Origin of the sequence: Thermoanaerobacterium xylanolyticum LX-11 (genome assembly GCF_000189775.2) — a bacterium.
In the GTDB taxonomy this organism is placed as follows: Bacteria; Bacillota; Thermoanaerobacteria; order Thermoanaerobacterales; family Thermoanaerobacteraceae; genus Thermoanaerobacterium; species Thermoanaerobacterium thermosulfurigenes.
The window spans coordinates 1,775,471-1,787,875 of record NC_015555.1 but is presented as its reverse complement, the minus strand read 5'-3'; the positions used below and the strand labels follow the sequence as shown (position 1 = coordinate 1,787,875).

9 protein-coding genes are annotated in these 12,405 nt (G+C 35.0%); 8 read left to right on the top strand and 1 reads right to left on the bottom strand.

What is annotated here, in order from left to right; genetic code table 11:
• Positions 1 to 13: 13 nt before the first annotated feature.
• On the top strand, positions 14 to 3,712 hold the full coding sequence (locus THEXY_RS08815; protein WP_013788491.1) for an endo-1,4-beta-xylanase: 3,699 nt from the start codon (positions 14 to 16) through the stop codon (positions 3,710 to 3,712).
• A gap of 53 nt (positions 3,713 to 3,765) precedes the next feature.
• Here the strand turns inward: THEXY_RS08815 and THEXY_RS08810 are convergent, their stop codons facing one another.
• Positions 3,766 to 5,007 carry an endo-1,4-beta-xylanase gene (locus THEXY_RS08810; protein WP_013788490.1) on the bottom strand — a complete coding sequence of 414 codons (1,242 nt, stop codon included), beginning with the start codon at positions 5,005 to 5,007 and terminating at the stop codon, positions 3,766 to 3,768.
• 257 nt (positions 5,008 to 5,264) lie between these two features.
• Here THEXY_RS08810 and THEXY_RS08805 point away from each other — a divergent pair, with 257 nt between their 5' ends.
• From THEXY_RS08805 to THEXY_RS08775, 7 genes are all read left to right on the top strand, one after another.
• Entirely contained in the window at positions 5,265 to 6,587 is a 1,323-nt protein-coding gene (locus THEXY_RS08805; RefSeq protein ID WP_041592112.1) for a sugar ABC transporter substrate-binding protein, read from the top strand.
• A 190-nt stretch (positions 6,588 to 6,777) separates the two neighbouring features.
• Complete coding sequence (locus tag THEXY_RS08800; protein ID WP_013788488.1) at positions 6,778 to 8,103, top strand: sugar ABC transporter substrate-binding protein; 1,326 nt, start codon at positions 6,778 to 6,780, stop codon at positions 8,101 to 8,103.
• A gap of 104 nt (positions 8,104 to 8,207) precedes the next feature.
• On the top strand, positions 8,208 to 9,092 hold the full coding sequence (locus THEXY_RS08795; protein WP_013788487.1) for a carbohydrate ABC transporter permease: 885 nt from the start codon (positions 8,208 to 8,210) through the stop codon (positions 9,090 to 9,092).
• Between the two features lie 13 nt (positions 9,093 to 9,105).
• Positions 9,106 to 9,966, top strand: coding sequence for a carbohydrate ABC transporter permease (locus THEXY_RS08790; protein WP_013788486.1), 861 nt, complete (start codon positions 9,106 to 9,108; stop codon positions 9,964 to 9,966).
• A gap of 53 nt (positions 9,967 to 10,019) precedes the next feature.
• Entirely contained in the window at positions 10,020 to 10,820 is an 801-nt protein-coding gene (locus tag THEXY_RS08785) for a polysaccharide deacetylase family protein (RefSeq protein ID WP_013788485.1), read from the top strand.
• Between the two features lie 114 nt (positions 10,821 to 10,934).
• The gene (locus tag THEXY_RS08780) at positions 10,935 to 11,597 is read left to right on the top strand and encodes a copper amine oxidase N-terminal domain-containing protein (RefSeq protein ID WP_013788484.1); all 663 of its coding nucleotides are present in this window, start codon (positions 10,935 to 10,937) and stop codon (positions 11,595 to 11,597) included.
• A gap of 179 nt (positions 11,598 to 11,776) precedes the next feature.
• Positions 11,777 to 12,379, top strand: coding sequence for a TetR/AcrR family transcriptional regulator (locus THEXY_RS08775; RefSeq protein ID WP_013788483.1), 603 nt, complete (start codon positions 11,777 to 11,779; stop codon positions 12,377 to 12,379).
• Positions 12,380 to 12,405: the final 26 nt, after the last annotated feature.

Here is a 12,405-nt window from a genome sequence, read left to right as displayed (position 1 = left end):
GGGAGGTAAAAAAATGAGCTTAAAAATAAATAAAGTTGTATCATTTATTACAGTTTTTATAATGATTTTAGGGACGTCAATATACATGCCACATGTAAAAGTGTTTGCGGACAACACCAGCACTAATTTAGTTTCCAACGGTGATTTTGAAAATGGGACTTTAGATGGATGGACAAAACAGGGAAATCCAACATTAGAAGTAACGACTGAGCAAGCAATTGGGCAATATAGTATGAAAGTTACTGGTAGGACGCAGACATATGAAGGACCTGCATATAGCTTTTTAGGAAAAATGCAGAAAGGTGAATCATACAATATATCGCTTAAAGTTAGACTTGTTTCCGGACAAAATTCGTCTAATCCTTTGATTACTGTAACTATGTTTAGAGAAGATGACAATGGCAAGCATTATGATACAATAGCTTGGCAAAAACAAGTTTCTGAAGATTCATGGACTACTATAAATGGGACTTATACGCTGGATTATACTGGAACATTAAAAACATTATATATGTACGTGGAATCACCAGATCCAACGCTGGAATACTATATTGATGATGTTGTAGTGACACCACAAAATCCAATACAAGTAGGGAATGTAATTGCCAATGGAACTTTTGAAAATGGAAATACTTCTGGATGGGTTGGAACAGGTTCATCTGTTGTTAAAGCAGTATATGGAGTAGCTCATAGCGGAGAATATAGCTTATTGACGACAGGGAGGACAGCTAATTGGAATGGTCCTAGTTATGATTTGACTGGCAAAGTAGTTCCAGGACAGCAATACAATGTTGATTTTTGGGTGAAATTTATTGATGGTAATGATACAGAGCAAATTAAGGCTACTGTTAAAGCGACTTCTGACAAAGATAATTATATACAAGTTGATGATTTTGCAGATGTAAGTAAAGGCGAATGGACAGAAATAAAAGGCAGTTTTACTTTACCTGTTGCAGATTACAACAGCATTAGCATCTATGTAGAATCTCAAAATCCTACTTTAGAGTTTTACATTGATGATTTTTCTGTAATAGGTGAAATTGCAAATAATCAGATTACTATTCAAAATGACATTCCAGATTTGTACTCTGTATTTAAAGACTATTTTCCTATAGGCGTTGCGGTTGATCCAAGTAGATTAAATGATACGGATCCGCATGCTCAATTGACGGCTAAACATTTTAATATGCTTGTTGCAGAAAATGCCATGAAACCAGAAAGTTTACAGCCTACAGAAGGAAACTTTACTTTTGATAATGCAGATAAGATTGTTGATTATGCAATAGCACATAATATGAAGATGAGAGGTCATACATTGCTTTGGCATAATCAGGTTCCGGATTGGTTTTTCCAGGACCCATCTGATCCGTCTAAACCAGCTTCAAGGGATTTACTGCTTCAAAGATTAAAGACCCACATAACAACTGTGTTAGACCATTTTAAAACAAAATATGGTTCTCAGAATCCAATAATTGGATGGGATGTTGTAAATGAAGTTCTTGATGATAATGGCAATTTAAGAAATTCTAAGTGGTTACAAATTATAGGACCTGATTATATAGAAAAAGCTTTTGAATATGCACATGAAGCAGATCCATCTATGAAATTGTTTATTAATGATTACAATATCGAAAATAATGGTGTTAAAACACAGGCAATGTATGACTTAGTGAGAAAGTTAAAAAGTGAAGGTGTGCCGATAAGTGGAATAGGCATGCAAATGCACATAAATATAAATTCAAATATAGATAATATAAAAGCTTCTATAGAAAAACTTGCATCATTAGGTGTGGAAATACAGGTAACTGAATTAGATATGGATATGAATGGTAATGTATCTAATGAAGCACTGCTCAAGCAAGCGAGATTGTATAAACAATTGTTTGATTTATTTAAAGCAGAAAAACAATATATAACTGCTGTGGTTTTTTGGGGAGTTTCAGATGATGTAACTTGGCTTAGTAAGCCAAATGCTCCACTGCTTTTTGATTCAAAGTTACAAGCAAAACCGGCATTCTGGGCAGTAGTAGATCCAAGCAAAGCTATACCCGATATTCAATCTGCGAAAGCTTTAGAAGGTTCACCTACGATTGGTGCAAATGTTGATAGTTCTTGGAAACTTGTTAAACCATTGTATGTAAATACTTATGTAGAAGGAACTGTCGGAGCAACTGCTACTGTTAAGTCTATGTGGGATACTAAAAACTTATATTTGTTAGTACAAGTTTCAGACAATACTCCATCTAGTAATGATGGTATAGAAATTTTTGTAGATAAGAATGATAATAAATCTACTTCTTATGAAACTGATGATGAACATTATACAATTAAAAGGGATGGTACAGAGAGTTCAGATATTACCAAATATGTGACATCTAATGCTGACGGATATGTAGCACAGATAGCCATTCCAATTGAAGATATTAATCCTGCAGTTAATGATAAAATTGGGTTTGACATTAGAATAAATGATGATAAAGGCAATATAGATGCAATAACAGTTTGGAATGATTATACAAATAGTCAAAATACTAATACATCATATTTTGGTGATATTGTATTGTCAAAATCTGCACAAATCGCAACAGCTATATATGGCACTCCTGTTATTGATGGCAAAGTAGACGATATTTGGAATAATGTTGAACCTATTTCAACAAATACATGGGTTTTGGGCTCAAATGGTGCTACTGCGACAGCAAAGATGATGTGGGACGATAAATATCTTTATGTTTTGGCGGTTGTTACAGATCCAAATCTGAACAAATCTAGTGTCAATCCATACGAACAAGATTCTGTAGAAGTTTTTGTAGATCAGAACAATGATAAGACGACTTATTATGAGAATGATGACGGTCAATATAGAGTTAATTATGACAATGAACAAAGCTTTGGGGGAAGCACTAATTCAAATGGTTTTAAATCGGCAACTAGTCTTACACAAAGTGGATATATTGTAGAAGAAGCTATTCCTTGGACCAGTATCACGCCATCAAATGGCACTATAATAGGATTTGATTTGCAAGTTAATGATGCAGATGAAAATGGCAAGAGGACAGGCGTTGTCACATGGTGTGATCCAAGCGGAAATTCATGGCAAGATACTTCAGGTTTTGGTAATTTGATGTTAACAGGTAAGTCATCTGGCGCCCTTAAAAAAGATGTGACGTTTAATGATATAAAAGACAATTGGGCGAAAGACGTAATAGAAGTATTAGCATCAAGGCATATAGTAGAAGGAATGACAGACACTCAGTATGAACCCAATAAGACAGTAACGAGAGCAGAATTCACAGCAATGATACTGAGGCTTTTAAACATAAAAGAAGAAACATACAATGGAGAATTTAGTGATGTTAAGAGCGGAGACTGGTATGCAAACGCAATAGAAGCAGCATACAAAGCAGGAATAATAGAAGGTGACGGAAAGAACGCAAGGCCAAATGACAATATAACAAGAGAAGAGATGACAGCAATAGCAATGAGAGCATACGAGATGCTGACACAGTACAAAGAAGAAAACATAGGTGCGACATCATTTAGCGATGACAAATCCATAAGCGACTGGGCAAGGAATGTAGTAGCAAATGCAGCGAAATTAGGAATAGTAAATGGAGAACCTAACAATGTGTTTGTACCTAAAGGTGTAGCTACGAGAGCAGAAGCAGCGGCTATCATATATGGCTTATTAGAGAAAACAAATAGTCTGTAAGTAAAAAATAAAGGCAGAGGGAGTGAGTTCCTTCTGCCTTTTACCTTATTTGTTTATAAAGTGATTTCTATCAATGTGCTGTTTTTGTCAAGGTTAAAATTGAATTTTCTATCATCAATATCTAATTCGTATTCGCCTAAAAAACCTGTAAATTCAAATTCGCCTGTATTGCTTGTGATAATACGTGTAGTATGTGTCCACCATTCGTCTTTTATAAGTTTTTTTAATTCGTAATATGATGGTTTGCATGAATTGTCACGTCTAAGAAGACCTGCAGGTGCACCAAGCCATGCATTTTCATCACAGAAATTCCACCATGTAATTGATTCTACCATTGGATGCGAAAAGAGAGTCTTATAATGCTTTATGACCTCCATTGCTTGTCGTTCTTCACCATCAGGTGTTGACGGCCAATCACTTATCTGGTAGTCATTTAAGTCCTCTATGTCGGGTGGCATCAAATGCCCTGATAACAATGTATTTTCTGTAAAATGCAATGGGATGTTGAAATGGGAAAATCTCTCAAGTACTTCTAAAGTCTTCTCAACTCCCCAATATCCTTGATGCATGTGTGACTGAATTCCTATGGCATCAATAGGGATTCCAGCTTCAAGGCATCCTTCTATGAGTATTTCGTATGAAATTGATGTATTAAAGTCATTTATAAGGAGAACTGCTTCTGGATTAGCTTTTTTTGCTTCACTAAAAACTTCCTTCACGAGGCGAATGCGGCCTAATTCTTTGCATATCCTGGTTATTCCATTGTCGTACTTATCAAAAATAGGCATGATTACGACTTCATTTATTACATCCCATATATCAACTAATCCTTTAAAATCACTTACTTCACGGTTTATGCGTTCAAGTTGAGCTTTTAATATATCTTCATTGGTCATATCCAAAAGCCAAGGTGCAGTTACGGTATGCCAGCAAAGCGGATGACCTTTTACAAGACAACCTTTTGATACAAGCCACTCTGAGGCTTTTTTAAGTCTATTTGTATCTGGCTTTCCTTTTTCAGGTTCAAATCTGCCCCAATAAAAGGGAATTGTGGCATAGTTAAATATATCAAAAAATTTTTCAAACCGATCTTCAATTTTCTCTTTATCGTTTTCTTTCAATTCGTCATTAGCAAGAGGAAGAGAATCGAATGCTCCACATCCAAATAAGAATTTATGCTTCACCTGAGATACAGTAACTTCTGCGTTTTTTATAGGTGAACCATCTTTTTTAGTTAATCTTATTTTGGCGATTCCTTTGCGGTGTTTTAATTCATCTGAAGTATTTATGCTCATTATAATCCCTCCAATGAAATGTAATTGTTTATAAATAAAATTTACTCTCATACGTTAGATAAGTCAATAAATTATGCATATAAGACTAACTTAATATTAAGGTGCTTTTTTGTCGTATTTGACGATGTGCTATCCTTGCATTAAAAAGTAAAAATATTTAAGATTGTGGTAAAAAATTTATATTCATTCTAAATATATGGTGTTTTATTATATTATTGTAAACAATTTAATAAAAGTAATAGAAAGGATGTGGAGGCATGAAGGTGTTAAAAAAAATCATGCTGGTTTTACTGTCAATTATGTTGATAGTCAGTACATCAGCATGTGGCACGAGTTCAAAAGGTCCAAGTAATTCTAATGCTTCTAAGTCTTCAAATTCATCTGGTGCAACTCAAAAGATAACGCTTACATTTTGGAATATATTCACCAACGACCCGCAAAAGACCATAGTTAAAAATATAGTAGACAAATGGAATCAAGAAAATCCAAATGTGCAGATAGAGCAGAGCATAACTGAGAATGATGCGTATAAGACGAAGATAAAGACTGCAATAGCAGCAAATGAAGCTCCTGATATTATATATGCTTGGGGTGGAGGATTTTCAAAGCCATTTGTGGATGCAGGAAAGATTTTGCCTTTGGATGATTATTTAAACGATGGAACAAAAGATAAGATGTTACCTGGCGCACTTAATAATATTACGTACAATGGAAAGGTTTACGGACTGACTTTTGCTCAGCAAGCCAGTGTGCTTTATGTAAACAAAGAGCTTTTTGACAAGTACAATGTAAAGATACCTACAACATTTAGCGAGTTGATAGATGCTATAAAGACATTTAAGTCAAAAGGAATTACACCATTTGCTTTGGGTGAAAAAGATGAATGGCCTGGAATGTGGTACTATGACATGATAGCACTCCGTGAAGCTGGTGCACAGCTTTCCAGGGATGCATTAAATGGAAAAGCTTCTTTTGAAGATCAGGCATTTGTTGATGCGGCAGAAAAACTACAGGAGATGGTAAATGCTGGTGCGTTTGACCAAGGTGTCATGGGTCTTACGAGAGATGAAGCAACAGCAGAATTCAATCAAGGCAAGGCTGCTATGTACTTTGGAGGGAATTTTGATGCAGCTTCATTTGAAGTAGATTCTTCATTAGTTAAAGGTAAAGTAGAAGCCGTAAGATTTCCTACCATTGAGGGAGGCAAGGGAGATCCGACTGAATACATTGGCGGTGGCAGCGATGTTTTACTTGTAAATGCTAATACTAAATATAAAGATGAGGCTGTAAAGGCTGCAAAATATTTAGCTGAAAATATGTCTCTTGAGTTTTATAAAGTTGGAGCTGCTTTGCCAACGTGGAAGTACGATAGTGTAGATCAGTCAAAAGTCGATCCTTTAGAAATACAGATAATGAATAACATTGTGGCAAATTCAAAAGACAGCGTTCTTGCATGGGATCTGTACCTTGAGGGAGATCAAGCACAGACACATAAAGATTTAGTAGCACAATTATTTGCAAAACAGATTACACCACAGGATTATGCTAAACAGATGCAAGAAAAAATCAATGGAAAGTAAAGAAGTCTACCGCAAAGCATTTTAGCTGCTTTGCGGCATTTTAAATATGCATGAAAAGTAAAAAAAATGAATAGGTAAATAAATTAAAGATTGTGGTAAAAAATTTGTATTCAATAAAGCTTGATGATGTTTTATTATATACATGAAAGATGTAAACATTACAATAACAAATTAGAAAGGATGCGTAGCAATGAAAAGATTTAAAAAACTCATGCTAGTTTTGCTATCTGTGGTACTGATTATTTCGGCATCAGCGTGTGGCACTAGCTCAAACAACTCAAATAATTCCAATGCTTCTAATTCATCGAAGTCATCTGGTTCATCTGAAAAGATAACGCTTACTTATTGGAACATCTTCACTGGTGAACCTGCAAAGACAAAAGTTAAGGAGATCATTGATCAGTGGAATAAAGAGAATCCAAACGTACAGATCGTAGAAAGCGTGACAGAAAATGATGCCTACAAGACGAAGATAAAGACAGCAATAGCAGCAAACGAAGCGCCAGACATTTTCCAGACATGGGCTGGGGGATTTTCACAACCTTTTGTAGAATCAGGCAAAGTTCTTCAATTAGATAGTTATTTAAATGATGGCACAAAGGATCAAATGTTGCCAGGAGCACTAGATAATGTTACGTATGATGGAAAAATATATGGTTTAGTTTACGATCAACAGGCAAGTGTTCTCTATATAAACAAAGAGCTTTTCGATAAATATAATGTAAAGGTTCCTACAACTTTTAGCGAACTTATCGACGCCATAAAGACATTTAAGTCGAAAGGCGTAACGCCATTTGCACTTGGTGAAAAAGATGAATGGCCTGGAATGTGGTACTACGATATGATAGCACTTCGTGAAGGCGGTGTGCAGCTTACGAGAGATGCTTTAAATGGCAAGGCATCATTTGACAACCAAGCGTTTGTAGATGCAGCGCAAAAGCTTCAAGACATGGTTAATGCAGGTGCTTTTGATCCTGGATTTATGGGTCTTACAAGGGATGAAGCGACAGCAGAATTCAATCAAGGCAAGGCTGCTATGTACTTTGGAGGAAATTTCGATGCGGCAGCATTTGATTCAGATCCGTCATCGCTTGTAAAAGGCAAGATTGAAGCAGTAAGATTTCCGACAATTGAAGGTGGCAAAGGTGATCCTACAGAGTACATCGGTGGTGGTGCAGATGCTTTAATGGTTAGTGCAAATTCAAAGCATAAAGATGAAGCTGTTAAAGCTGCGAAATACCTTGCAAAACAGTTATCCGACATGGAATATTTGATAGGTGCAGGATTGCCAATGTATAAATACGATAATGTAGATCAATCAAAAGTCGATCCATTAGAAATACAGATCATGAATAATATTGTTGCTAATGCGAAAGGAAATGTACCAGCGTGGGATCTGTACCTGATGGGTGATGCAGCACAGACACATAAAGATTTAGTGGCACAATTATTTGCAAAACAGATTACCCCTCAAGACTATGCAAAACAGATGCAACAAAAGATAAACGGAAAATAATGATATTTTCAATTTCCTGCTAATTACGCGATAATTAGCAGGAAATTGTTTAGCTATAATACTATTTTACATGTTGCTTTATTAATTTTGTTAGGAGGTTTCCTATGGAAAAAATTTTAAGCGATAAAAAGGCTATATTCCTCTTTGTATTTCCAGCATTTTTAGTCTTTTTAGTCATCGTACTGCTTCCCATATTTTTTTCATTTTACTACAGTTTACTAAAATGGGACGGTTTCAGCAAAGGAGTATTTATTGGCCTTCAAAATTACAAGAATCTATTTATAAACAATACAGATGGGTTTATTATCTCAGTGAAAAATTCATTTATATTAGCTTTGTTATCTGTTTTTATCCAGCTACCTATTTCTCTATTGCTGGCTCTTATTCTTTCAAGGGGAATTAAAGGTGAGAAATTTTACAGGACTGTCTATTTCATACCAGTTATTTTGTCTACTGTGGTCATAGGACAACTTTGGATGAAGATATACAATCCCAACTACGGACTTTTGAATTTTATCTTGACTAAAATAGGATTGGAATCACTTACGAATCAGTGGCTGGGAAATACTAAGACGGCTCTTGGTGCAGTCTTTGTACCTATACTATGGCAATACATCGGCTATCACATGTTGCTGATGTATGCATCTGCAAAGTCAATACCTACAGATATATACGAGGCTGCTAAAATCGATGGTGCGACAGAATCGCAGATAGCCTTCAGGATAACAATACCACTCATGAAGCCTATATTAAAAGTCTGCGTTATATTTGCAGTAATTGGATCCTTTAAAGCTTTTGATTTAATATATGTTCTTACAAATGGTGGACCGCTTCATGCCAGTGAAGTTCCGTCGACTCTTATGTACAACATGATATTCTTCAGATATCAGTATGGTTATGGCAGTGCTATGGCTATATTTATCATATTGGAATCACTGATTGGAACAGTTATCATACAAAAACTATTTGGAAAAGACGAAGCATATTAAAGGTGGTGTGAAAATGGATAATGTAGCAAACAAGAAAAATAAAAGCGGTGTGAAAAAAATTGGTTTTTACCTATTGGAGGCTATGCTTGCTATCTGGGCTATAATACAAGTATACCCATTGTTTTGGCTATTTTTGTTTTCTGTTAAAAACAATACTGAAATTTTTGGTGGCAATATTTTAGGTTTTCCACGCATATGGCAGTGGTCAAACTATTCTGAAGCATTGTCCAGTGGTAATGTAGGCAGATACTTTATAAATAGCTCTATTGTCACTATTTTGACCATAGTAATATCAAGTATTTTAGTTGCAACAAGTGCCTATGCCATTGTAAGGATGAAATGGAAGTACAGTAAGTTGGTTTTAACCATATTTTTGATGGGTATGATGGTGCCTATACACGCTACACTGCTTCCACTCTTTATAATATTAAAAGATTTGAACTTGCTTAACACGTACGCATCGTTAGTGATACCTTATGTCGCATTTGCTATACCGATGGGCATATTTATTTTGACTGGATTTCTCTATACGATACCTAAAGAACTTGAAGAATCTGCTTTTTTAGATGGATGCAGCATATATAAGTCGTTTTATTACATCATACTGCCGCTTATAAGGCCAGCATTAGCGACAATAGCTATTTTTACCTATTTGTCGACGTGGAACGAGCTTATGTTTGCAAATACTTTTATAAACAGCGATGCCATAAAGACATTGACAGTTGGTATAATGTCATTATCTGGACAATATCAAACAGAATGGGGACCTATCGGTGCTGGCCTTGTAATCGCAACGATTCCCACAATTTTAATATATGTTTTGCTTAGCGAGCAAGTGCAAAAAAGCCTTGTAGTAGGAGCTGTAAAAGGGTAAAATTATATACAGAGGTTGCTTAGTATAGAAATTTTTAAAAGGAGATAATGAAAGTGAGAATACGCTTTGATTATTACCCTAACGGCAAAAGAAAAGCATTGACTATGAGCTATGACGATGGACAGGTTTACGACAGAAAATTGGTTGAGATCTTCAATAAATACGGCATAAAAGGGACGTTCAATCTTAATTCAGGTGTGTTTGACTCTGAACCTTATGTATCAAAAGAAGAAATAAAGAAACTATATGAAGGACATGAAGTTGCTGTCCATACAGTAGACCACCCGTACCTTACCTTAATATCAAAGGAAGAATTGGTGTATCAAATAATGGAAGATAGAAAGAATCTTGAGGCATTGGTAGGCTATCAGGTACGAGGTATGGCATATCCATTTGGCGATTACAGTCATGCGTTGGCAAAAGAGCTTAAATCGTTTGGAATTGAGTATTCAAGGACTGTTAATTCTACAAGAAGCTTTAGAATACCAAATGACTTTTTAGAATGGCATCCAACGTGTCACCATGACCAGGATGTAATAGAAAAGCTTAATGACTTTAAAAATGTGCCAGCGTGGGAGCAGATGCCTTTATTCTATGTTTGGGGACACAGCTTCGAGTTTGAGAGAAATGGCAATTGGGAATTGATAGAAGAATTTTGCAAGATGGCATCATTTGACGAAGATGTTTGGTATGCTACAAATATTGAAATTGTGAATTATATAAATGCACTAAAAAGCTTAAAATTTAGCGCTGATGGTAGCATTGTATATAATCCATCAGCAATACCTGTATGGATTGGAGTAGACGGTGAAGCAGTGAAGATAGATTCTGGTGAGACGAAGCTATTAAAATAGCATTTATTGACAATCATCCACTATTGTCATTACTAAAATGATATAGTGGATGATTGTTTTGTAGTTTAAAAAATAATTTTTTCGATCGATATATCTTTTAGAGGAGGTGATAGCGTGAAAAAGATAGTGGCATTTGCACTTTCAGCGGCGATTGTTATAAGTTCTGTATCGCTTGTTGCGGCAAAACCGAGGGAAAATCACAGAAATGCTTTAAGGAAGGAAAGTGCAATAACTGTAAAAAGTGAAAGTAGAGAAGAAGTATCTTTTGGCAAAAGTAAAGAAGTAAATTACACGTTTTATCATGGAAAAGTCAGAGCAAAAGGTAGAGAAATCAAGTTTGATGTTCCTCCTGTAATCAAAAGCGGTACCATGCTTATTCCAGTCAGAGCTGTTGTTGAAAGCTTAGGAGCAAATGTAAATTGGGATGCTGCAACAAATACTGTTACTATAACAAAAGGTGGTACGACAATTGTATTTGACTTAAATGGATCAAAAGTGTATGTCAATGGCAGCGAAGTGACTTTAAGCATGCCAGCAATGGAAATAAGCAATAGGACTTTTGTGCCGATAAGATTTATAGCAGAAACACTTGGAGTAAATATCAATTATGACGATAAAACAGGCGATGTCGATATAGAAGACGGAAGCCAACAAGGTAGTACAGTATCGCAAAGTGTTTATGGACAGACAGATGAAACTGTATCGCAAGGTGTCTATAATTCTGATGACACAGTGACAAACAATGTGTACGGTGAACAAGACAATGAACAAGATTAAGTACACACAATGGATAAATATATAATGACAATGAGAAAAAGTTGTAAGTCCATATTATAAAAAATGGATTTACAACTTTTACTTTATTTTAAAATAATATTTGAAGCTATATAAGATATTGATGACAATTGTACATTATGATACTATATTTTTAGATTTTAGGGAAAGAGTGAATATTGATGAATGGTGAACAATTGGAAACAAGAGAAAAGATTTTAAATGCGACGATTGACATAGTTGGCATGAAAGGAGAGGCGACAATCAGAGAGATTACTGAAAAAGCCGGTGTCAATGTTGCATCGATTAATTACTATTTTGGCAATAAAAATAACTTGTTTAAAGAAGTAGAGAATTATTATGCAGAGAAACTTTTAAAATCAGGTTATGATATTTTGTTGGACACAAGTTTGATGCCACATGATAAACTTTTTAAATGGGCACTAAATTTAATAGAGTACATGTACAAATATCCGGCATTGATTTCTATAATTGTTAAACTGACACATGATGATAAAAGTTATAATCCAGTAATAATTAAAAAGATATATTTTAATGATGAAGTACAAAAGATAGTTGAAAATATTATTAAAGATATAACAAAAATAGAAGACAGTAGAATTTTAAATTTCAAATATCTTCAGCTTTTTTCAGGAATTTTGGGTACTGTCATAAATCACATTGTAGTAAGTATTTACGGTGATGAAAAAAGCATTTTAAATATAAGCGATTCTGAAGAATTAAGACAGTACTTAGTGCTTTTAATAGAAAGTATCTTAAGGTAATGTTCTATTGTCATTTTTTTGTTTTT